The 23,765-nt window shown below is 48.2% G+C and carries 21 protein-coding genes and 1 pseudogene; 2 read left to right on the forward strand and 20 right to left on the reverse strand.

Annotated elements, in window-relative coordinates:
* Positions 1 to 271: 271 nt before the first annotated feature.
* Positions 272 to 691, forward strand: a complete 420-nt coding sequence (locus AC4PM4_RS21940) for a hypothetical protein (protein ID WP_491614588.1) — start codon at positions 272 to 274, stop codon at positions 689 to 691.
* Between the two features lie 480 nt (positions 692 to 1,171).
* Here AC4PM4_RS21940 and AC4PM4_RS21945 read toward each other — a convergent pair whose 3' ends face one another.
* From AC4PM4_RS21945 to AC4PM4_RS22005, 13 genes are all read right to left on the reverse strand, one after another.
* Positions 1,172 to 2,284, reverse strand: a complete 1,113-nt coding sequence (locus tag AC4PM4_RS21945; protein ID WP_491614696.1) for a rhamnogalacturonan acetylesterase — start codon at positions 2,282 to 2,284, stop codon at positions 1,172 to 1,174.
* A gap of 186 nt (positions 2,285 to 2,470) precedes the next feature.
* The gene (locus AC4PM4_RS21950) at positions 2,471 to 3,310 is read right to left on the reverse strand and encodes a carbohydrate ABC transporter permease (RefSeq protein ID WP_024633028.1); all 840 of its coding nucleotides are present in this window, start codon (positions 3,308 to 3,310) and stop codon (positions 2,471 to 2,473) included.
* A gap of 2 nt (positions 3,311 to 3,312) precedes the next feature.
* Positions 3,313 to 4,215, reverse strand: coding sequence for a carbohydrate ABC transporter permease (locus tag AC4PM4_RS21955; protein ID WP_024633027.1), 903 nt, complete (start codon positions 4,213 to 4,215; stop codon positions 3,313 to 3,315).
* A gap of 141 nt (positions 4,216 to 4,356) precedes the next feature.
* Positions 4,357 to 5,640: an ABC transporter substrate-binding protein gene (locus tag AC4PM4_RS21960; RefSeq protein WP_491614589.1), complete on the reverse strand. Its 1,284-nt coding sequence runs from the start codon at positions 5,638 to 5,640 to the stop codon at positions 4,357 to 4,359.
* 221 nt (positions 5,641 to 5,861) lie between these two features.
* Positions 5,862 to 7,415 (reverse strand): response regulator, encoded by a 1,554-nt coding sequence (locus tag AC4PM4_RS21965; protein ID WP_072734837.1) that lies wholly within the window; start codon positions 7,413 to 7,415, stop codon positions 5,862 to 5,864.
* Positions 7,390 to 9,177, reverse strand: a complete 1,788-nt coding sequence (locus AC4PM4_RS21970) for a cache domain-containing sensor histidine kinase (RefSeq protein ID WP_491614590.1) — start codon at positions 9,175 to 9,177, stop codon at positions 7,390 to 7,392. Before AC4PM4_RS21970 ends, AC4PM4_RS21965 begins: the two co-directional genes overlap by 26 nt.
* A 257-nt stretch (positions 9,178 to 9,434) precedes the next feature.
* On the reverse strand, positions 9,435 to 10,751 hold the full coding sequence (locus tag AC4PM4_RS21975; protein ID WP_488732415.1) for an SGNH/GDSL hydrolase family protein: 1,317 nt from the start codon (positions 10,749 to 10,751) through the stop codon (positions 9,435 to 9,437).
* A gap of 206 nt (positions 10,752 to 10,957) precedes the next feature.
* Complete coding sequence (locus AC4PM4_RS21980; RefSeq protein ID WP_063568053.1) at positions 10,958 to 11,248, reverse strand: hypothetical protein; 291 nt, start codon at positions 11,246 to 11,248, stop codon at positions 10,958 to 10,960.
* Positions 11,249 to 11,273: 25 nt separating this feature from the next.
* Positions 11,274 to 12,137 (reverse strand): inositol monophosphatase family protein, encoded by an 864-nt coding sequence (locus AC4PM4_RS21985; protein ID WP_491614591.1) that lies wholly within the window; start codon positions 12,135 to 12,137, stop codon positions 11,274 to 11,276.
* A 107-nt stretch (positions 12,138 to 12,244) separates the two neighbouring features.
* Positions 12,245 to 13,246, reverse strand: a complete 1,002-nt coding sequence (gene uvsE, locus AC4PM4_RS21990) for a UV DNA damage repair endonuclease UvsE (RefSeq protein ID WP_090810349.1) — start codon at positions 13,244 to 13,246, stop codon at positions 12,245 to 12,247.
* Between the two features lie 156 nt (positions 13,247 to 13,402).
* Entirely contained in the window at positions 13,403 to 13,726 is a 324-nt protein-coding gene (locus AC4PM4_RS21995) for a hypothetical protein (protein ID WP_053779624.1), read from the reverse strand.
* 31 nt (positions 13,727 to 13,757) lie between these two features.
* Positions 13,758 to 14,858, reverse strand: coding sequence for a D-alanine--D-alanine ligase (locus AC4PM4_RS22000; protein WP_063568050.1), 1,101 nt, complete (start codon positions 14,856 to 14,858; stop codon positions 13,758 to 13,760).
* A 133-nt stretch (positions 14,859 to 14,991) separates the two neighbouring features.
* Positions 14,992 to 15,990, reverse strand: a complete 999-nt coding sequence (locus AC4PM4_RS22005; RefSeq protein WP_371121657.1) for an amidase domain-containing protein — start codon at positions 15,988 to 15,990, stop codon at positions 14,992 to 14,994.
* A 381-nt stretch (positions 15,991 to 16,371) separates the two neighbouring features.
* Between AC4PM4_RS22005 and acnA the strand changes: the two genes are divergently transcribed.
* Complete coding sequence (gene acnA, locus AC4PM4_RS22010; protein ID WP_063568048.1) at positions 16,372 to 19,086, forward strand: aconitate hydratase AcnA; 2,715 nt, start codon at positions 16,372 to 16,374, stop codon at positions 19,084 to 19,086.
* A gap of 114 nt (positions 19,087 to 19,200) precedes the next feature.
* On the opposite strand, the gene AC4PM4_RS22015 is transcribed toward acnA, so the two are convergent.
* From AC4PM4_RS22015 to AC4PM4_RS22045, 7 genes and pseudogenes are all read right to left on the reverse strand, one after another.
* Positions 19,201 to 19,515: a hypothetical protein gene (locus AC4PM4_RS22015; protein WP_143806552.1), complete on the reverse strand. Its 315-nt coding sequence runs from the start codon at positions 19,513 to 19,515 to the stop codon at positions 19,201 to 19,203.
* Positions 19,516 to 19,548: 33 nt separating this feature from the next.
* Positions 19,549 to 19,947 (reverse strand): hypothetical protein, encoded by a 399-nt coding sequence (locus AC4PM4_RS22020; RefSeq protein WP_079695734.1) that lies wholly within the window; start codon positions 19,945 to 19,947, stop codon positions 19,549 to 19,551.
* A gap of 217 nt (positions 19,948 to 20,164) precedes the next feature.
* On the reverse strand, positions 20,165 to 20,380 hold the full coding sequence (locus tag AC4PM4_RS22025) for a hypothetical protein (protein WP_491614592.1): 216 nt from the start codon (positions 20,378 to 20,380) through the stop codon (positions 20,165 to 20,167).
* A gap of 13 nt (positions 20,381 to 20,393) precedes the next feature.
* Positions 20,394 to 20,945 carry a VanZ family protein gene (locus AC4PM4_RS22030; RefSeq protein WP_491614593.1) on the reverse strand — a complete coding sequence of 184 codons (552 nt, stop codon included), beginning with the start codon at positions 20,943 to 20,945 and terminating at the stop codon, positions 20,394 to 20,396.
* Positions 20,946 to 21,176: 231 nt separating this feature from the next.
* A pseudogene (locus AC4PM4_RS22035) lies at positions 21,177 to 21,837 on the reverse strand (M15 family metallopeptidase); the annotation flags it as partial.
* A 98-nt stretch (positions 21,838 to 21,935) separates the two neighbouring features.
* The gene (locus AC4PM4_RS22040; RefSeq protein ID WP_064642391.1) at positions 21,936 to 23,024 is read right to left on the reverse strand and encodes a HAMP domain-containing sensor histidine kinase; all 1,089 of its coding nucleotides are present in this window, start codon (positions 23,022 to 23,024) and stop codon (positions 21,936 to 21,938) included.
* On the reverse strand, positions 23,017 to 23,712 hold the full coding sequence (locus tag AC4PM4_RS22045; protein ID WP_063568044.1) for a response regulator transcription factor: 696 nt from the start codon (positions 23,710 to 23,712) through the stop codon (positions 23,017 to 23,019). The genes AC4PM4_RS22040 and AC4PM4_RS22045 overlap by 8 nt, the downstream gene beginning before the upstream one ends.
* Positions 23,713 to 23,765: the final 53 nt, after the last annotated feature.

Consider the following 23,765-nt stretch of genomic DNA (forward strand, 5'->3'; position numbering starts at 1 on the left):
ATTAGTTAAACGCGCGTAAGGCTCGCGGTGCGGGCGCTTCGGTGGACGGATCGGGCTGTGGGCCGCTGTTGGCTCGGGATTTCTTTTTTATCCCCTCAGCAGGGGAAATCCCGCTCCAAAGGCGGACGCTTCGCTCCCTCTGCTCCGATTCCGCCCTCCTCCGCTGCAACGCTCGCCATGGCTTTTTAAAGGCTTTTTGCCTTCGCTATGTTCGCTGGGCAACTTTTTGGGATGCTCGTTACTTCGTTAACTCGCTGAATAAAAAGGCTGTTTGCGGGGCGGACGCTTCGGTGGGCGGATCGGGCTGTGGGCCGCTGTTGGCTCGGGATTTCTTATCATTTCCCTCAGCAGGGGAAATCCCGCTCCAAAGGCGGACGCTTCGCTCCCTCTGCTCCGATTCCGCCCTCCTCCGCTGCAACGCTCGCCATGGCTTTTTAAAGGCTTTTTGCCTTCGCTATGTTCGCTGGGCAACCTAAGAGCAACCTTGCTCGTTACTTCGTTAACTCGCTTAATAAAAAGGCTGCTTGCGGGGCAGGCGCTTCGGTGGACGGATCGGGCTGTGGGCCGCTGTTGGCTCGGGATTTCTTTTTTATCCCCTCAGCAGGGGAAATCCCGCTCCAAAGGCGGACGCTTCGCTCCCTCTGCTCCGATTCCGCCCTCCTCCGCTGCAACGCTCGCCATGGCTTTTTAAAGGCTTTTTGCCTTCGCTATGTTCGCTGGGCAACCTAAGAGCAACCTTGCTCGTTACTTCGTTAACTCGCTTAATAAAAAGGCTGCTTGCGGGGCAGGCGCTTCGGTGGACGGATCGGGCTGTGGGCCGCTGTTGGCTCGGGATTTCTTTTTTATCCCCTCAGCAGGGGAAATCCCGCTCCAAAGGCGGACGCTTCGCTCCCTCTGCTCCGATTCCGCCCTCCTCCGCTGCAACGCTCGCCATGGCTTTTTAAAGGCTTTTTGCCTTCGCTATGTTCGCTGGGCAACTTTTTGGGATGCTCGTTACTTCGTTAACTCGCTGAATAAAAAGGCTGTTTGCGGGGCGGACGCTTCGGTGGGCGGATCGGGCTGTGGGCCGCTGTTGGCTCGGGATTTCTTATCATTTCCCTCAGCAGGGGAAATCCCGCTCCAAAGGCGGACGCTTCGCTCCCTCTGCTCCGATTCCGCCCTCCTCCGCTGCTTACCTCAAATACATTTGCAGCGGCTGCAGTCGCAGCTCGCGGATGGCTTCCGCCACCTGCATGGCGAGGCGACGGGCACCGCGCTCCTGAAAATGCGTGTTATCCTCCACGCCTGTTGGGAAGTTCACGTACTCACCCGGCAGCACCCACATGAAATCCTCCTTGCTCCCTTCAACGCCCGCTTGCTCGAACAGGATACGGCTTCGCTCAGCCAGATCGATCAGCGGTACACCTTCCTCTTCCGCCAGCTCACGCACAGCGACGATATAATCGCCATGGGTGTCGGTCAATGTGTCGTCATCAGCGAAGTAACGCCGATGCACCGGTGTCACGAGCACCGGACGCGCCTTAGCTTCGCGGGCGGCATCGATATACTTTTTCAGATATTCCTTATATGTTGTGAAAGGCTCCGTTCCCCGGTCAGGGCCCGGCTTCTCATCGTTATGTCCAAATTGAATAAACAGAAAGTCTTCCGGCTTAATTTTCTCCAGAATGGCATCCAATCTGCCTTCATTGATGAAACTGCGGGAGCTGCGTCCAGACTGGGCATGGTTATCCACAGCAACATCATGTTTGAACTGTGCAGGCAACAGCTGGCCCCAGCCACAGTATGGATATCCACTTTCCGGCTGATCCGTCACGGTAGAATCACCAGCGATAAATACAGTCATCGTCTGATTGGCAAGCGTGATCTCCAATGCATTAATCCGCGGCGCAGGACCGGAGAAGGATAGTCGGAGCTTTCCGCCACGAACCACAACCGAGAATCGAACCTCTGCACATTGCCCAGGAACTGTACGAATGGTTGGCAGCATCAGCCTGCCCTCTCCGGCTTTGATTCTGGTGATCGTCTCCGCCAATTCATCCCCTGCAATTAACAAGACTTGATAGGTTCCATCAGGTACATCAACGATGAAAGATGCCTTGAGCGGAATACAAAAGCTTGAACGCAATCGGGCAGACACATTGGTCTGCCCTTGTTTGCCGTTGTTTGCCCTACTGGAATTCGATACTTCGTCTTCACTTATCCGTTGTTTCTCATACACAAGGGAGCCGGATTCAAAACCGTATTCTCCCTGTTCTTCATATGCAGTGCTGGCAGACACTTTCAAATAACCCTCAACCTCACCTGCACTGCCAGAGTCCGGTCCAAAATTGAACTTCCAGTGGGTAACGGCCTCTTCACCGCCCTCTGCCGTTACCTCCGTGGCAACAGCCTGACTACCCTGGGCCTTATTCAATAGGAACAACCCCCTTGTTCAATATGCTAATCCAGGTTTGGATCCAGTGAATATCGTTTATCCTTTCAGTCCGCTGGTGCTCATGCCCTGTACAATTTGTTTTTGGAAAATAAAGAACACGGCTACAACGGGTACGAGACTCACAATGGACATCGCGAACATCGCTCCCCAGTTGGAGGCAGACTCACTGTCCAGGAACATTTTCAGTGCCATGGAGACCGTATATTTATCCGGCGAGTTGAGATACAGTACTGGACCGAGCAGATCCTCCCATCTCCAGTAGAAGGAGAAGATCGCAGCCGTTGCAAGTGATGACTTGATGAGCGGCATAATAATCTGTACATACAGTCTGAACTTGTTACATCCATCAATGGTAGCCGCCTCATCCAGCTCTTTCGGAATCGTACGAATGAACTGTACCATCAGGAAGATAAAGAACGGCATCCCGAAGAACGTAGGTACAACTATCGGTAGAATGGTATTCAACCAACCAAGCTTCGTGAAGATAATATATTGGGGTACGAGTACAACGTCATGCGGCAACATAAGTGTTAACATCATCAGGGAGAACCAAAAGTTACGTCCTTTGAAGTTGAGTCTGGCAAAACCAAAGGCAATCAACGATGAGGATAACACGGCACCTATCGTAGAGATGACCACAATAACGAGTGAGTTGGTGATGTAATCCATAAACGGTCTTCCGCCTGCGCCTTTCCAGCCATCCGCGTAGTTACTCCAGATCCATTCCGTAGGGAACAAGGACTCGGCAGTTACGAAGATGGTACGACTTTCTTTGAATGAGCTGAAAAGCATCCACAGAACGGGATAAAGCATCAGGAGGGCCAAAGCTGCAACGAACAGGTGATAGATGGGCCATTTCACATTTCTCCAAACCATCGTTACTTCCCTCCTTCGGATTCATAAAACACCCAGAACTTGGATGTCAGGAACACCGCGACTGTGAGTATACCGATCATAATAAGCATGATCCAGGCCATGGCCGAAGCATAACCCATGTTGTTAAACATAAAGGCCTGACGGAACAGATACAGCGAGTAAAGCATCGTACCGTCCATTGGACCGCCCTCGCCTTTAGAGATGATATATGCAGGTACGAAGGTCATAAATGCACCGATCGTTTGCATAATAAGGTTGAACAGAATGATTGGACTGAGTAACGGTAAGGTAATACCAAAAAATTTACGTACCGGGTTGGCACCATCCACACCTGCTGCTTCGTACATCTCGGGAGATATATTTTTCAGACCGGCCAGGAAGATGAGCATGGAAGATCCAAACTGCCAAACAGATAACGAGATCAGCATAACCAGAGACGCATTCGGATCACCAAACCAGCTAATTGGCCCAATTCCGATTGCCGTTAATGCACTGTTGATGACACCTTCATTACTGAAAAGGTTACGCCACATAATCGACACAGCCACACTACCACCGATAATGGATGGCAGGTAGTACAAGGTACGATACGTTCCGACCATACGGGATCCCGTATTCAGGATCATGGCTACGAAAAGTGCGAAGACCAGCCTTAGAGGTACACCAATGAACACGTACAGAAACGTTACTTTAACCGAATTCCAGTACTTCGGATCATCAAAGAACATTTTGGTATAGTTGTCCATCCCGATCCACCGTGGGGAAGTGAACAGGTTATAACTCGTAAACGACATGTATAGGGATACAAACATCGGAATAAGCGTAAAGCCCAGAAAGCCGATGATAAAAGGACTAATAAAAGCATACCCGGTTAGGTTTCTACGCAACGACGAATATTGCCTCAACGGAACGAACCTCCTTTATTGATCTGCTTGCTTTCCGCAACCTTGCTTCGAGCTACTGGACGGGGAAAGGCCCTCGCGGTATGCGAGTAGCCCTGTTCCCGTCCATCCCGGTAATGGGATGAGCAAGCGATCATTCAACTGTTATTTATTGTTGGCAAGAACGGCTTCGGCATTTTTGCGGAATGTCGCTGCTGCTTGTTCCGGTGTAACCTTACCAAAGTTCAGTTCCTCTACAACATCCGCCAGAGAAGCAATGACTTCCGGCGAACCTACCGGTGGTGGTGAGCTCATTGGCGAAGCCTTAGGCTCCATGGACGCTACGAAGTCAAATACCTGTTTCGTTGCATCACTCAACTCAGGAGCGATAGCTTCTTTGATTTTGCCCGAAATCGGCACACCGCGCTCGCCTTTGATCAGTTTGTTAGCTTCCACATCGTTCACCCAGAAATCAATGAATTTGGCCGCTTCTTCCTTCACTTTCGAGTTCGATGTTACAGCCCAGTACATACTTGGCTGCATATAAAGTCCTTTTTCCATATCCGGTCCTGGCATTGGTGCAATTTCCAAAGGACGATTAGCTACCTGTTGCAAGGCCACAAACTGGTTGGACCATTGCCATACGCCAATTCCTTTTTCCTTGACCAGATCGGATTCCTCAATAATGCCTTTCGTCTGGTTAACCAGATCCGGTGAAGGTGCAGCTCCCTGCTCAATCATCCGCCGCATGAGTCCGAAGAACTCAACGAATAGTTTGTCGTCATCATAGCCAAGACCCGTTCCTTCAGCATTGTAGAGGGACAGTCCTTTGGTCCGCAGGAAATAGTGGAAGAAGATATCCGGCGCTACGCCCCCATCCAAAAAGAGTCCTTTGGTAGCCGTTTGCTTGCCAAGCTCTTCATACGATTCCCAAGTCATATTTTCGGGAATGGCATCCACACCCGCTTTTTTGAGCAAAGCCGGATCATATTGGAAACCCAGTACGTTAACACCAGCAGGTACTCCATATTGTTTGTCGTTGATAACGCCTGTGCTGATTACGTTCTCGGATACGTCGTCTACTTTAATCTGGTTTCCGAGATACGGGGACAGATCTTCGAGCTGTCCGTTCTTTGCATATTGGCTGATGTAGGAAATATCCATCTGAACAATGTCCGGCAGTTGATTCGCTGCAGCTTGTGGAGCGAGCTTTTTCCAGTAGTCATCGAATGAGGCGTATTCCACGTCAATTTTGACATTCGGGTTTTTCGTTTTGTACAGGTCAATGACCTTCTGTGTGTATTCATGACGTGCATCTGATCCCCACCATGCGATACGAAGTGTTACCGAACCATCCCCAGATGTTCCGCCCGATTCTCCGCTGCTGCTGCATGCCGTTGTTAATACCAGCAATGCCGCCATCATCAGGAATATTGCCTTTTTCACCATGCCAATCTCCCCTTTTATGTTGAAATGGTTGTGTGAACGAGTTATCTCCCACTTTCTGATAACGCTTTCACGAACTTTATATTGTCATTTTCGCAAATGTGTGGCCATAGTTGAATACACAAAACCGTCTTGTTGGTTCAAAAAACAGAGGAGGACAACTGCACCTCTATCGGCGCTGTTCGTCCCCCTCATATTTCGATTCCATAATCGTCAGTCAATTGTTATAAGCCAGTTCTGCGAAATTCGGTAGGTGTCATGCCGGTCCACTTTTTGAACACCTGACTGAAATATTGTGAGTTCCCCCCGAAGCCAAACAATTCGGCAAGCTCAAAGACCTTCACATCTCCACCTCTGCGAATATGGTCGCAGGCACGCTCAATGCGCAAACGATTCACATAGTTGGAGAAGTTTTCACCCGTCACTTTTTTGAAAATTTTGCCGAGATAATCCGGATTCATATATAACATCTGATGGGCAACCCCGTTAAGCGAGAGATCAGCCTCGCCATAATGGCGATCCACAATATCCATCATCTTCTCCACAGCAGAAGACTGACGGCTAATATGGTTTTTGTAATAACCGGAGGTTAACCGGGCTGCGCTGCTGGCAACAAAGGATTTTAAGCCAGATAATGTGTCGATATGGGGCAGCTCTGCCATACGCTGAGTAAATTCCGTTGCCTCCTCAGGAGGACAAACATGAATCATTGCGGAGTACAACTGCACCACATACGACCGAGTAATCCCGATTTCAAGCTGCTGACCAGACAAAAGCTCGAACAGGCGATCCACTTCAGCGCCCGCTTCTTCCGTATTGCCTGACTTAATCAACTGACATAACTGCTCTGCATCTTGTTCAACATGTACACCATCACATTCCCCGGCCAGCTCCAGATCACTTTTGGTAATCAGCTTGCCTTCGCCGATAAAAAAGCGATGGTTCAGGCATTGCAGCGCCTCACGGAACAAACGCCGGGACTGGATCATTCGATCTGCTTCACTGAGGGCAGCCGTAACTTCCAGTTTATATAGTCTGGTGAAAGCAGTCCGCACTTCCTCGATGCTCTCCTTTAGACCGACCGAATCGGCAGAGTCCCCCAACAGAATTAACAGTTTACCTTCAATGGTTGTGCTTAACAGAACATGGGGCAGCAGATCACTGGCAATATTTTTGATCGCAAATAAATGACTATAATCATGTTCATCTGCGATTCGGAACAGCAGCAGCCGAACTTCATTATCCTCCAGCTCCAGGTCAAACAGCTCCTGATAATACTCCAGATCGACTGGACCATAGGTTTGGTTCGTCATAAATTCCAGCAGGAACTGCTCCTTCACATGTGGCAGCACCCGCTGCAGACGCTGCTTCATCTCTCCGGCCACATGTTCCTTTACCTGGGCATCCTGGTGTTCCTGAAGCAACTCAGACAAGGCATCGTGAATCTGGTTCTCGTTACATGGTTTGAGCAGATAATGCTTCACTCCATATTGCATCGCCCGGCGAGCGTATTCGAACTCTTTGTAGCCAGACAACATGATAAAGCGGAGTCCAGGGTAAGCCTCAGATGCTTTTTCAATGAGTCCAAGACCATCCAGGCCCGGCATCGAAATATCCGTAATGATAATATCCGGTCTGGAATGACCGATTTTATCCAGCGCTTCAATCCCGTTTCTCGCGGTATCCACGAGTTCTGTCCCCGCTGCAGCCCAATCCACGACTTGCGAAATCCCCTCCAGAATGACACGTTCATCATCTACGAGCATCACTTTGTACATCGTCATCGTCCTCTCTAACCCAAGGTATTCTGATCGATACTACGGTCCCTGATCCGGGATTGCTGCTCATGATCATTTCGCCTTCTTCGCCGAAGGTCAATCTGATCCGTTCTTTGATGTTCGACAGCCCGATCCCCTGTCCCCTCGTCTGTACGCGTCCCTCTTGCAATTGCTCCAGAAATTCGGGAGTCATACCCGGACCGTCGTCCTCCACCTCAATTACAACGTTGTCTCCATCCGCTCTCGCCCTAATCCGAATACGGCAAGGTTCTATGCTTGGCTCCAATGCATAATGAATGGCGTTCTCCACCAATGGCTGCAGAGTTAACTTCGGAATGCGTGCAGTTCCCACTTCGGGCGCAATGTCCATGTCAAAATCAAGTCTTTCCTCGAATCGCGTGTGCTGGATCGTCACATAACTGCGGACGATGTCCAGTTCCCTTTCCAAAGTAATCCACTTCTCGGACATGTTCACTGAGCTTCGCAGAAGAAATCCGAGGGCCTCAACCATTTCGGAGATTTGATGCTGCTTCTGCACTTTGGCAAGCCAGTTGATCGATTCCAGTGTGTTATATAGAAAATGTGGATTAATCTGTGCCTGAAGCGCTTTCAATTCAGTCTCTCGGATCACGAGTTGCTTCGCATAATTCTCGTCAATGAGTTCACGTATACGCTGTACCATCATCTTGAACGTGCGGTGCAGCAATCCGACCTCATTTTGTGAAGATATCGGGACATTGCCCAGCGCAGCTTCCTCCAGCTTATCCAGATCGCCTTTTTCGATATTGCGCATTTTCTTGATCAACTGGGCGATAGGCTGTGTAATACTGCGGGAAAACTTGGCTCCGAATATAAGTGCCGCTAGGAATATCATGATAAAAATGACAGTCACCAGCTGTTTAACAAACTGGATCTGCTTAAACATTTGGTCAAAGGGCGTCATGTACAGATACACCCAATCGGTATAAGGAGAATTCGCACGAGCGACAAAATTCCTTCCCTGCTCGAACATGGCTATTCCATAGGGCTGAGTGCGCTTTAGTTCAGACTCGATTTCAGATTTACTGACGGTCGACTCTGTTGGGTAGATTACTTCCCGGCCATCTGTAATTAATAGCTGTGAATCCTCTGCCGGGTGTTGCATCTGGTCTTGGACAATCCGATCCAATCGTACACGAATAACCAGGGTGCCCAACTTCTCCAGCGTAAATGCTCCACCGGTAAAAGACTTTACCTGTCTAACCGACAGTAATCTGGCTTGTTGGTCCCCGCCTGTGTACCAAGCATTAGAGCCCGAATATTGCTGTCCCAAAGCAACCAATTCTCTTTGCTTCTTCTCCGAGATTCCCTCCCGGTTTCCAGCTGCCATAATATTATTATCATTATCGATAAAGATCATGGAATAGACGTATTTCTCTGAACCTGCATATGCCACCAGTCTGTTGGTAATTTTTTTGCGCAGGCCATTTTTCTCATACCCCGATTCAGCCTTATCCAACTGAAGAAGATATTGCTGAAGAGGCTCGTCGGACATGACCTTGAAGGATAGATTGGAGATCTCACGCAGTTGGTTCTCGATGCCCACCGAAGACATATTAAGCACCTGTGAGGATTTCTCATAGATTTGTCGATCATAAATGCCGAACACATAGCCCAGGACAGATACATAGAACGTGAAGCTGATCACCATCAGTAATCCGATGAGAAGAATGGTTTTGTGATGAATCGGCAATGTCGTGAAAGCGTTTTTAATTCTACTCATCCAAAGCGCTCCTTTGGCTTGCGAAGGGTGCTGTCATTCGAAACTGTTTTCGATCTACTGTAAGTTATTTTCATATTTACACATCCATGGTCAGATGACAAGTCATATTTATGCAACATTTTAGGTCATTTCCGAAGGTGTGTATCCTTGGTCTGGTATGAACATAGACGCAAAAACAGCCAGATTCCCTGAAAAGATCAAGGAAATCTGGCTGCTCAATATCTTGTCGATAGTGTATAAGAGTGCTAATTATTTCGTTACGGATTTACAAAAACGGTTTTTAACTTGGCGACATACTGCACATCAAAGCCAAGACCCTCGGCTACCATAGCAACCGGCACATATGTTTTGGACTCTGTGCCCACCTTGTTCAAGAATGCAGGTGTATCCACGGCTACGGATGCACCATTCACCTGAACGGCCGTTGCACCAATCTTCACGGCAACCTTCCGATCTCCGTATGTAATCGTTGCGGTTGAGGTTTTGTTATCCCATACCGTAGTTGCGCCAACGGCATTCACGATATCCTGGATCGCCACAAAGTTTTTACCATTGCGGTTGATTGGTTTGTACGGCGTGTCCAGCGTTTTACCACTGACAATGATATTCATCGGTTGGCCTGCAGCAGGAGCCGTCAGCTTGGTGTAATCGCCCCAGATCGTTTCTGCGAATACTTTGGCAATCGCTTCATATCCGAACTGATTCGGGTGGAAATCGCGGTCCTTAATCATGTGAGTCATCGTGCCTTCACCGCCAATAAACTCCTTGGCGACATGAGCCACTTTTACATCAATTCCTTTAGCGGAAAATTCAGTCGCAATTCCATCAATGGTCGCAGTAAACCCTTGGGAAGCCTCCATCAGTTTCGCATAGAGCACTTTACCAGCTACTTCAGGCATGGGTTGGTACTGGTCAGCGATTACGATTTTGGCATTAGGATTAATCTCATGAATATCATTGATAACAGCGCTAACATTGGCTGTATAGGAAGATAGCAATTCCTTCACTTTTGCTTCCAGTTCCGCATCACTTAGCTTATCTGCTGAACCGAGCAACTCGGACACATCGTTCCCTCCGATTGTGATGGCAACCAGATTAGCCCCAGCTACACTCTCCCGAATGGCAGCAATATTGGCTCCAACTTGTGCCGCTCTTGGATCAGGGAGGCTCGGTTGAATGGCTTCGGAAGTGAGCGCTTTCCCTTCTTTAATCGCATCTGCAAAGTTTTTCAAACCACTGCTCTTCAATCCGGCAATACCATAGTTGTCCACCTGAGTACGTCCGTGAAGTAGACCTTGTTCCTGCAACCGTTCTACATAACCATAGGGCAGTTCTTTCAGGTTCGGCTCATATCCTACGGTGATGGAGTCCCCCAATGTGACGAGGCGGAATTCCTTGGTTACCGATATCGCATCTTTCTGTACAGGCAATGATGATGTTACGCTTCCTGCGGGTAACGCATTGCTATCCGCAGCATGAGCGGACTGTGCGGATGATGCCAAAATCAGCATCCCTGCTAGCATACTTGCCGTTAATCCCGCGGCGGTACTTCTCCATATGCGTTTACGCTTCATTCTTAGAACACTCCTTTTTCCCGTATCTATAAAATAAAAAAATAATTACATATTACACTGTTCACTCCGGTGACAGAAGTTCGTGTAACTCTATTCTAACATTATTAAAGGGGCGCTGTCGTCTCCACCCCATATCCGCACGAAAAACAGACTCCCCTAATTAGGGAAGTCTGTTATCCGTTGAGTATAGTCACGATGTTCACTCGTTAAGACTTTGATTTATTCGTGTCTCCAGAATCAGAACCATTCGTGTCCATTTCCGTTTTGTTCCCGGCAGACCGATCTAGATATCGATCGTAGCGATCGTCCACCTCACGTGCCATGTCCCGGTACTTCAACGTTTCTTCAACAATTGGGTCTCGTTCTGTCTGAATGCGCACCTCGTACTTGGGAGGAATCAGCTGACGTTCACGTTTGTCAGCATCGCCGGACTCCTCCATCTCCCCTTCAGTCAGCATATCACTCAAACGTCGTTCCAGTTCTTTGGATTCATCCATTGTTGTTCGCTCCTTCAGTAAATTTTTACTCCAAACCGGTTGCGCTTGCTTCCTTCAGCACACCCGTCAGTGCATCATGAATCTTGCCATTGCTGGCAACCACATGGCTCACCGACAGTTGGTAAGGCGTCCCCACGGTATCGGTAACCTTGCCGCCGGATTCCTCAACTAGCAGTGCACCTGCGGCGATATCCCAAGGCTTCAAACCGACTTCGGTATAAGCGCTGAGGCGCCCCGCTGCAACATATGCCAAATGCAGGGCAGCAGAACCACCTGCACGCAGACTGCGTACTTGCGGTGCCAGTGCCTGAACAGCGGCCATATTGATCGGCAACGCGTAGGTTGTATCCGCCGGGAAGCCAACTGCGATCAGGCTCTGGGCCAGTTCCTGTTCACCAGATACAAGCATCCGGTTTCCATGGACATAAGCGCCTTTTCCTTTTTCCGCAACAAACATCTCGTCACGGGAAGGATCGTAGATTACCCCCACAATCACCTCACCGTTATGAGCCAAGGCAATGGATACGGAGTAGAACGGAAAACCGTGTACGAAATTGGTCGTTCCGTCCACCGGATCCACAATCCAGAGAAACTCTTCTTCCTCAGCTTCTTTCAGTGCCTTCGCTGATGCTTCCGGTCCTGGCTCCACGCCTTCTTCACCCAGAATGGCATGATGGGGAAAATGCGTCAGAATCAGGCGGCGGATCATCTGTTCCGCACCTTTATCGACTTCAGTGACGAGATCCTGCGGCGAATACTTGGTTCCGGGCTCCCCCACAGTTCCGAGACGACTCTTGATCCACTCTCCAGCTTTGGAAGCTGCATTAATGGCGACGGCAGTATAGCTTTTGCTTGTCACGACATAAGGTGTTTTTTCCTTCTCATTCAAAGCGTTCACTCTACTTTCTATATCAATCTACGAAAAATTAAAATACTTGTTAAAAGTATACGCCCCGAGGGTCGTAAAGTTTCTCGTTGCCCAGGCCCCTTTTGGCGCTACGGATGAATGATTACCGTCGACTCGTCCACCCATTCCACACCCTCTTCGTGATAGAATGCTAGTTTCTGCATCAACTGCACCAGAGCTTCATCCTTGCGTTTGGCCTCAATCATCACATCAAGAGCGGGCGTATCTGCTGCAATATGACGTAAAAAAGCGAGCATCGGCTCCACCTCAACACCATCAGCATGACCACGCAGGTCCTTCTCACTCTTTGGACTGGAGACGTGAATTTTGGGCGGCAACGGCTTGTCTGCCGGAGAATCCGCTTGAGCAAGCGGAGACTCCCAAGTCTTCAATATATCCGGCCAGAGATCCCATGGCTGTTCGCCTTCATTGTTCACCCATTGATGGTGTATATCCAGCACCATGGGCAGCCCCATACGTTGACATACCGAGAGGGTCTCGGGAGCATTGAACGTTTTGTCATCATTTTCGAGCGTCATCCGTTCCTGAATATCCCGATCCAGCTTCAGAAAATTTTCTTCAAAACGCAGCGCTGCACTAGGCTTGTCCCCGTATGCACCACCAATATGTATATTGTTCTTGGCAGTGGCATTCAGCCCCATGGCATCCAGCATCCGTACATGATGGCGAAGGTCGCGCATGGAGTTGCGCAGCACTTCCTCCCGAGGTGTGCTGAGTACCGTAAAATGATCCGGGTGGAAAGACACACGCATCTGGTTCTCCTTCACAAAATCGCCAATCGCGGCAAAATCCTGCTTAAGCGCGGGAAACGGGTCCCAATCACTGAGATCCTCATGCGTTGCTAGCGGAATTAATTTGGAAGAGAAACGATATACATGAATATGGCTTCCTTTGTTGTGTCTGAGCAAACGTAATGTATTATGCAAATTCTCGGCTGCAATCCGTTCAAGCTTGCGAATTGCTGCTTCCCTATCATCAATTTTCTTAAAGCTGGACATAGTCATCGTCCGGGAAGGTGAAGCATTCTCCACAAGCACGGACATCGCCACATAACCAAAACGTACGAGCATGAATTTCTTCCTCTCTATTAGGGCGGGATTCCTTCCAGGTATATGAAGCCGGCAGTCTTCCCTTCACTTTATATAACCAAGTTTTACCCTAAAAGAGTGACCATAATCGTGATTTGGACAAATCCGTCCCTTCAATCCCGGTCCACATGTAACAAACTACCCCTGTGCCTGTTCACCAAAGAACATCTCGTCCGCGAGAGCAGTCTGAATGCGTGATTCTTCCTCGTTCAGTTTACGGATCAATTGCATCTCCACTTCGGTCACTTCCTGACCCTGGAAGTTAATCTCAGCAATGGAGACTACGATTTTTACGATGGCTACGGCCACGTTATCCGGTGTGTAAGCAATGACTTTCTGCCCGGTAGGAAATACACGAAAGCCTTGTTTGACCATTTTGCCACGGCCGTATTCTAGCAATTCAAACAGCTCTTGTTCATTCTTGAACTTGCACACGGAATTGAATTCGGTCTGAAATCCCATTCATACCCCTCCTTATAATGTCGTCCTTAGGCTACGCCTGTACGCCGTTCTCATAGTTCAGCGCCTGCTTGCGGTTGTAGCGTTCCAAAGCCAGCTCAATCATGCGATCCAGCAGTTCGGCATACGATACGCCCGTTTCACGCCACAAGAGCGGGTACATGCTGTATGGTGTGAAACCAGGCATGGTGTTTACTTCATTAATAAGCAATGCCCCATCCGATTTGCGAATGAAGAAGTCTGCACGGGAAATGCCATTGCCTTCAATCGCACGGAATGCCTGCAATGCGGCCTCACGAATGCGATCTGCGGCTTCCGGGTCGAGCGGAGCAGGGATCAGCATCTGAGACTGTCCATCGATGTATTTGGCTGCATAGTCATAATATTCACCGGAAGATACGATTTCTCCTGGTACAGAAGCCATCGGTTCGTCATTTCCAAGTACACTGACTTCAACTTCTCGAGCCTCTACAAACTCCTCAATGACTACCTTGGTATCGTAACGGAGAGCGAACTCCACTGCTTTCTTCAGTTCATCCCGGTTACGCGCCTTCGAGATTCCTACGCTGGAACCGAGATTGGCCGGCTTAATGAAACACGGATAGCCCAGTTGATCTTCCACCTGCAAGATCATTTCATGTTCGGTCTGCTTCCATTGAGTAGCGTTAAAATACGTAAAGGCACATTGGTCGATTCCGGCCTGCGCGAACAGTTTCTTCATGACCACTTTGTCCATACCGCCAGCCGAAGCGAGTACACCTGCGCCAACATAAGGCATATCCGCCATCTCGAACATCCCTTGAATCGTGCCATCCTCACCAAACGTACCGTGCAGCAGCGGGAACATGACGTCCATCGCCTCTTCTCCGCCATATAAACGGCCGAACAGCGCGTTCAGCGCTTCCTGTGTTCCGCCCGCCGCCTGCTCCAGCTTCAAATCTTCAATCTGCGCGAATGGCGCATGCATGACAGATCCTTTTTTCCACGTACCCTGCTTGGAGATATAAAAAGGAACCAGTTCATACTTCTCATAATCAAATGCGTTCGTTACAGCAAACGCCGTTTGCAGCGACACCTCATGCTCGCCTGACTTTCCGCCGTAAACGACGCCTACTGTTAATTTATCCATACTCATGTGTAACCTCCGATTATCTGTGCAATGATGCTGCCATATCTGCATGTTCAGCACCACTTTTATTCTGTTATCTAGACTTATTTTACACGGAACCGGATGTCCACGTCACCGAATCCCGTAAAATCTTTGACCATCAAAACTCATCTGCAATGTGAAAAAGCCGGTACACCGTCCGCTCGTTCCAAGCGTAAGAATCCCGGTAATCCCAAAAACGGTGGCGGCTGCTGACTGTATGTGCGTTCACAAGCGGCATGCCCCCCGCATCAAAAGCGGTCACAACCGTACTGTGCTGAAACCTGCCGTCCCCGTCCCAGTCATAGAGGACTACATCTCCAAGCATTAGCTGCTCTGGACGATCCACTTCGGTTGCTGACAATCCCCAGCTGCTGCCAGATAAATAACGCTCCAGACTATTGGACACGGCCCAGCTGTAACTCCACATTTCAGAGCCATTTACATAGCCTTTGTACCACCATCCTGCTTCTCTTTTACCAGTATAGTGGATGGGTGCTCCCCCTGCAAAGAGACATTGGGACACATAATTGGTGCAATCTACTTCGAATTCCTCAAATGCCGGGTTTCCCGCATTCCACCACCGGTCCGCATAGGCGACAGCCAGATCTCTGCGATACAGCTGCTGCTTCGATCTCCTACCCTGTCCCAGTACTTCTCGGTTAAGCAGCGGCCGATTCATCGCCTGTACAAAATCAGCTTGTTGAAAAGGACGGCCCTCTCCTACCGGGCGACGCTCCGGCACTTCACGTTCTACACGTGCAATGGTCCAAACTCCACCTTGCCTAAGAAAGGTCAGGCGTTCCCGTTCAATCCGGTCTTCCCGATGGGTCAAACCATTCTTCTCATAGAACAGCCTGCTGTACAATTGCACATCGACGACCGATTCATCGGACCCATCCATAAGTGTCCGCACAAGCTTGGCGCTGGTCTCACTGCGAAGAGGCACCGCCCGCCGCTTGCGGTACCATTGGTCCAGTCTGGCCATCCGCTCTCCCCGTTCCAGCACAAATTCCGGATCGGTGACAATCCGTTCGCTTGTCTGTGGACGGTAGTCGATCTCACAGCGATTATACTGGTTCACGTAGGTATATAAGGCACTCTTCCATTCGCGTTCCAAGCCTGTGTCCCCCTTTGGCATGAGTTCTGTCCGGAATGATCCATTGCATGAAAACTCTTTTTTATTTATATGAGAGAATTTCGGTTGTATGTGTCTGGTTCTGTTTTGAAGCCTTATTATCGGGGATAATGCGTACGGAAGAGATCGCGTCCATTCCCTTTACTTGAGAACGCATTCAATCTCTCAATGGCTTGGCTGGACAGGCAAAAAGCCCTTTACGTACGGAGTTGAAAACGGTATACTTAAAACTAAAGTTACGATTATGAAATTACGTTTCACCTAATGAAACTAACGAACAAGGACACGGAACGATGAAGGCCTGTTCTTCACCTAAATGAACGTTTTCTTCATCTCACCGACACATTTTAAGGAGGTACATGTATGTCAGCCAAGAATCATTTCTCCGCGGCCCGCAGTCTTGAGGTCGGAGGCAAGTCTTATCGCTACTACAGTTTAGATGCTCTTCAGGAAGGCGGCTACGGCGACCTTTCCAAGCTCCCTTTCTCCATTAAAGTGCTGCTCGAAGCAGCTATTCGTCAATTCGACGGACGTGCTATTACCGAAGAACATGTAAAACAACTGACCGGCTGGGCAGAAGGCCGTGACAATAACAAAGAAATTCCATTTATCCCTGCACGTATCGTTCTGCAGGATTTCACTGGTGTACCCGTGGTCGTTGACCTTGCAGCAATGCGCGATACCGTGAAAAAAGCAGGCGGCGATCCAAAACAGATCAACCCACTCGTTCCCGTCGATCTCGTTATCGACCACTCCGTTATGGTTGATGCGTTCGGAACGAACGATGCACTCGACTACAACATCAAGGTTGAATTCGAGCGTAACGAAGAGCGTTACCGCTTCTTGCGCTGGGCACAAACGGCATTCAACAACTTCCGTGCAGTTCCACCATCCACAGGGATTGTTCACCAAGTTAACTTGGAGTATTTGGCTTCCGTGGCTGCAACCAAAACCATTGATGGCGAAACTGTTGTATTCCCGGATTCCCTCGTAGGAACGGACTCCCACACCACCATGATCAACGGACTCGGCGTTGTTGGTTGGGGTGTTGGCGGGATCGAGGCTGAAGCAGGTATGCTGGGCCAACCGCTTTATTTTGTAACACCGGACGTTATCGGTTTCAAATTGACAGGTAGCCTGAGCGAAGGCTCAACGGCAACGGATCTGGCACTCACAGTTACTCAAATGCTGCGTAAAAAAGGCGTTGTCGGTAAATTTGTCGAGTTCTACGGACCGGGTCTTAGCAACATCAGCCTGGCTGACCGTGCAACGGTAGCCAACATGGCACCAGAGTACGGCGCAACAATTGGTTTCTTCCCTGTTGATAGCGAAACACTGAACTATATGCGTAATACCGGCCGTACCGACGAACAGGTGGATCTGGTTGAAGCTTATTACAAAGCTCAGAACATGTTCCGTACTGCTGATACGGTTGATCCTGAATTTACAGATGTGATCGAACTTGACCTGGCATCCGTTGTACCAAGTCTCGCGGGACCTAAGCGTCCACAAGATCGCATCGAGTTGACTCAAATGAAGGATAGCTTCAACAGTATCATCCGTACGCCGATCGACAAAGGCGGTTACGGACTGAGCGACGAAAAAATTGCAGAAAAAGTACCTGTGAAACACCCGAACGGTTCCACTAGCGAACTGTCTGCTGGTGCTGTCGTTATCGCGGCAATCACAAGCTGCACCAACACATCCAACCCTAGCGTTATGGTCGGAGCGGGTCTACTTGCGAAAAAAGCCGTTGAACGTGGTCTGACTAAACCTGGCTACGTGAAAAGCAGCTTGACTCCAGGTTCCCTCGTTGTTACCGAGTATCTGGAAAAAGCAGGTCTGATCGAATATCTCGACAAACTCGGATTCAACGTTGCCGGCTATGGTTGCGCAACTTGCATCGGTAACTCTGGCCCACTGCCAGACGAAGTAAGCGAAGCAATCTCCGAGAACGATTTGACGGTAGCGGCTGTATTGTCCGGTAACCGTAACTTTGAAGGTCGTGTGCACGCGCAAGTCAAAGCCAACTATCTGGCTTCTCCGCCACTCGTTGTGGCGTATGCTCTCGCGGGTACCGTTAATATTGATTTTGCAACCGATCCAATCGGTTATGATACCAACAACGAGCCTGTATTCCTGAAAGACCTCTGGCCTAGCTCCGAGGAAATCAAGGATACCATCGCTAGCTCGCTGAACGCACAGATGTTCCGCAACAAATACGAGAACGTATTTACAGCTAACGAACGTTGGAATACGATCCCTGTACCGGAAGGCGAATTGTATGAGTGGGATCCAAACTCTACGTACATTCAGAATCCACCATTCTTCCAGGAGCTTGGCGACAAGTTGACTGATATCGCAGATATTCGTTCCGCACGTGTTATGGCATTGCTTGCTGACTCCGTAACAACGGATCACATCTCGCCAGCGGGTAATATCGCACCATCCAGTCCGGCTGGACTGTACCTGAAAGAACATGGCGTAGAACGCAAAGACTTCAACTCATACGGCTCCCGTCGTGGTAACCATGAAGTTATGATGCGTGGTACGTTTGCCAACATTCGTATCCGTAACCAAGTAGCTCCAGGTACTGAGGGTGGCATTACGAAATACCTGCCAACGGACGAAGAAATGTCCATTTACGATGCTTCCATGAAGTATCAGGACGAAGGACAGAACCTGATCGTTATCGCAGGTAAAGAGTATGGTACAGGAAGCTCGCGTGACTGGGCGGCAAAAGGAACATTCCTGCTTGGCGTCAAAGCCGTTATCGCAGAAAGCTTCGAGCGTATTCACCGCAGTAACCTGGTGGGCATGGGCGTAATGCCATTGCAATTCCAGGAAGGTCACGGCTGGTCCAGCCTTGGTCTGAACGGTCGTGAAACGTATGACATCACAGGTCTGAGCAATGATGTGAAGCCAGGACAAGAACTGACGGTTACCGTAACCCGTGAGGACGGCACCAAGTTCGACTTCCCTGTCATCGCTCGTCTGGACAGCATGGTGGACGTGGACTACTACCATAACGGCGGTATCCTGCAAACCGTATTGCGTCAAATGATGAAAAAATCTTAATCGCATTTATATTTAATGCAGTTAAGTTGTACAAAAAGCTCCCCGCCACGTGCGCTCTGCACGGTGACGGGGAGCTTTTTTTTGATTTTGCCATTTTTAATAATCGATATATGTTTAAAAATCAATCTTCAATCCAACTTCCGAATCATCAGGTGGCGCAGGAATGCGATATACACCTCTGCAGTTTAATTTCTCCACGTTGATCCAGTCCATGAAATCATCCCCTCCGTAACTACGGCCAAAAACAGCATATTCTAAATTGCCCTCATAATTAATAGATTCAATATATTCTGTGAACGGATGTTTCCCCTCTATACTCTGCAAAAAATCAGAAAATTCAATTCTCCACTCTTCTATCTGCTCTGCATATTGATCGGGAACATAATAATAGAAACCATCTGGCGTATAGTGTGAAATCTTCATTATCAATTTACATACCTCCTTTCATCTATAATTAGTAGTTTAAAGCTTCAATATTTCCATACCTTCTTTCAGCTGTTCCGATACAGCCGTATAATATTCGATGCCATTGGCAAGTTCCTGTTTGGTCTTATGTACGAGGTAATATGAGTATTTTTGCATCAGTTCAGGCCCAGTTAATTCAATCGGTAAGTGAATGATTTCAATTTCATTAGAGTTAAAATGGTACCGATAGCCTCTCTCCGATCGTCCAACATTCATTACCGTTTTTATGACCAATAACTCATCGCGTGTAAAGGTTTTTATCAAGTCTGATCTTTTCTGTTCTAAATCACGCACAAATTCTTCACCTTGCTGATTACGCTCAGCTTCAGCAATTTCACTTTCAATGTCCATAATCGCTTTCATTCTTCCTGCGAGTTGTTTAGCCAATGAATACAATATATGTCCTCCTTGTAAGGATGTGGGTTAATAAAATGTATCATCTCTACTCTACCTCATTAGCGATTCAGCTCGCAAACTGCGTCATTATTTATACAAACTTACTCCACCCACCCTATCTGGCAGATATAAAAGCTCCCCACCACGTACTCAGCACGCGATGGGGAGTTTCTCTTATTAATATACCAAAGGCTATGTAACGCCTCTACACTTCCTTTTAATGTCCAATGTAATGAGATGCTTGATCCAGGGATTGCAGTATGGCCATGACCACAAACAGAAAGGACATTATGACCAGTGAGTACCCAATCCATATGGAGGTAATTTGATTGTTGTTGGTTCCATCCTCTGACGAAGAATGAGTAACATAACGTGGACTAACGATAAATACAATTCCTGTGCCAATCATTAAAGCAGCCAAGAAAATCATCAAATGCTTTCCCTCCTTACACGCGACTCTGATTGGAATTATACTCTTTTCTGGTAGTGCGAGCTGCTCCACCTATGATTATCCGTTTCAGACCGATAAGCAGGCTGTACAGAACATAACCGATCATTCCACCAAAGGTGTTCAACATAAGATCATCCACGTCGAATATGCCCATGCCTGTCAATAGCTGTGTCGCTTCAAAAGCAAAACTTAAGAGCAAGGAAAGTACGAGTACCTTGGCCCCTGACAACAGCTTGTTCCCCATCAGCACTGGAATGAAAATACCCAGTGGGATAAAGGCCATGACATTACCCATCAGATGAATTGCGGTATCCGGACGATGTAACGACAGGCTATGCCAGTCTCTTGAGATTTCCTGAAATGGCGTCAGGTTAACGGTTCGCGTATGAATCAGATCCGGCTGTTGCGCGATCGCCATAAGTTGAACCCTCACAATGTCCCAATCCACCGTATGCCCTTTGAATAATATCAGCTTGGTTAGCAGATACAGATAGACGATCAATGCCGCGACCCATATCAACTTCATGTTGAACTCCTTTGGTTTCATATATGAACCTCCATGTATTTCTAGTTGTTTATTCCTCCACCGTCACGACAACTCCCTTCATGTTGTCTCCCGATATCTCATATTGACCATGCTCAGGTATATTAATGGTTTCATCTTTGGATGCATCGTAATAACGTATAAGATACTGCTCGTCCCCGACTTCAGCGGAAATACTCTTTTTCTGCTGTAGCAGCTCCAAATATTGCTCCAGCACCAGATGATTATGATACATGATGGCGCTGTGCGGCAATCCCACATACCGGAAATGCCATGGTTCGAATTGGATGCCGGTGATGTCCACTTTATCCTTCGGATAACGCAAGATGAATCCGAATTTCCATGCATTCTTTTCCAGCCAGGCTCCTTCCGGTGCTTCACTCATAGCAGCCAGCGTAGAGCCGATATCCATAGACAAGCCCAGGTTATGTTCACTATGACCTGCGGGAAGCGCATAGTCCGATCCCTTTTCCTCATAAAGCTGTTCTTGCTTCGTAAAGTCCCGATAGCCACTGCTGATGATGAAATATCGTACGTCATCTTTCCCAGCAGCTTCAACCATCTTCTGGAATGCTTGCGCTACGTACTTTGACAACATAATGTTATTATCCAGCAATCCGTATCCACGGATCAGTTCTTGTTGTTCAGCCAGATTAACAATATCGGTTCTAATCCCCTCCGCATGAACGGGATACTCCGAATTGACCAGCAATAAATTCCCTTTATGTACTTGATTCTGCATATCCACGTTAATTATTTTGGTATATCCTGCACGAATTTCACCCGTATCCTGAACTTCCAGATTCGCCTCTTCCTTCTGCTCAAACAGTGCAGGTGACTTGGAAAAGATATATCCCAGTACAATGATACATATCAAAAATCCCCACTTTTTCATTCCATGCTCCTCCTTTACCTCGTAATTCAAGGATAGAGAAAACTAGTTAAAAAAAAGCAGGGCAATTCTAAAGTTTTTCTTAAATTCAGCCTTTTACTTCATTCTAATGCAGGCAATCGCACTTCAAATACGGTCCGTACGATATCACTTTGGGCCGAAATGGACCCATCATGCTGCTCCACAATATTTTTGGCGATAAACAGGCCCAGACCTGTTCCACCTTCCTGAGGTGTCCGCGCACGATCTCCGGTATAGTACATATCGAAAATATGAGGCAGATCATCCGGATGAATATGTCCCCCGTAATTCATGATCTGAATAATAACCTGTCCTGCATCACGGTGTCCGTTGATATCCACATAAAGACCATCTGTACCGTGTCGCGCTGCATTAATCAACAGGTTCTCAAACACGCGTGCAAGCACCTCACCATCGCCGGAAATGGTTAACTCGGAATCGATATGCAGTCGGGTGACCAAGCGGTTCTTTTCAAAAACAGGGTAGAGCTCTTCGTTCATCTGCCTTAGCAGTTCACTAAGATCAAGCCTCTTTTTCTCAATCGGCAACATGCCATAGTTCATTCGTGTAATCTCGAACAAATCATCGATCAGTTTCTCAAGACGTTGAGACTTGGTAAAAGCAATCGCTGTAAAGTGCTTGACCTGCTCCTCCGTCAGCTGATCATCCTTCATCAACAGATCCAGATAACCCAATACTGATGTTAAAGGGGTACGCAAATCATGCGCCAGGTTTACAACCAGCTGGTCCCTGCTGCTCTCCGCAAAATCTCCCCGTTCTACCGCCTCCCTCAGTTTAAGACTCGCCAGATTGATATCCTCTGCAATCGCGCCCAACTCGTCCTTCGTCGAAATTTGCACACGGTGCTGGAAATCACCACTCGCGAGTTGCCGGATACCTGTGGAGATATTTTTGAAGTAAGTAACATACGGCTTGGTAAACCAGAAGAAAAACAGGATCGCAAGCGGTATGAACAAGATAAGGAAAAAGTAAATATCCCCTATACTTCTCATAAAGTGACGATATTCCGCTAACTGATCTTCCGCACGCACACCAGTGTAATAGTATTGCATCACTTTATATACCCCAAAGGTAATCGCGCCAGATGCCAGCATGCTTAAACCAAGCAACAGAATCATGGTCGTTCGAAAACTTCTGCGTTTATTCATTGAACGTGTACCCCACACCCCATATCGTTTTGATAAACTTGTTCTTGTCCACATCTTCGCCCAGCTTTTTGCGCAGGGTCCGAATATGAACCATCACGGTATTGCCGCTCTCATAATAAGCCTCTCCCCACACTTGTTCAAAGATGCTTTCCGCACTGAACACCTGTTTGGGATGACTTGCGAGCAGATACAGGATATCAAACTCCTTCGGTGTTAACTCTACTGGCTTGCCGTATAGGGTAACGCTATGTTGATCTGGCGAGATAATGAGCCCGCCTTTCTCCAGAATGGAGCGCTGGACCGGTACAGACTGGCTGAATTGAAGGGAACGGCGCAGTTGGGAATTGACCCGGGCGACCAGTTCCATCGGGTTAAATGGTTTTGTCATGTAATCGTCTGCGCCCATCACGAGCCCGGTGATTTTATCCATATCCGAGGTTTTGGCACTCAGAAAAATGATAGGCAGGTGATACTGCTCCCGAATTTTGCGGGTCACCTCATATCCGTCCATACCCGGCATCATAATATCCAAAATGGCCAAATCTATTGCTTGTGTCTGAACGGCTTGAACCGCCGCTTTCCCATCGAATGCCTTGATGATGTGATATCCTTCTTTTTGCAAGTGCAATGCAACCAGATCAGCGATCTCAACTTCATCATCTGCGATCAAAATCGTAATACGCTTCATTGCTTATTCCACTCCTATATGTGATGCTCAACAATATAACATATCTGAATCCA

The organism is Paenibacillus sp. MDV22-iso6 (genome assembly GCF_058408365.1).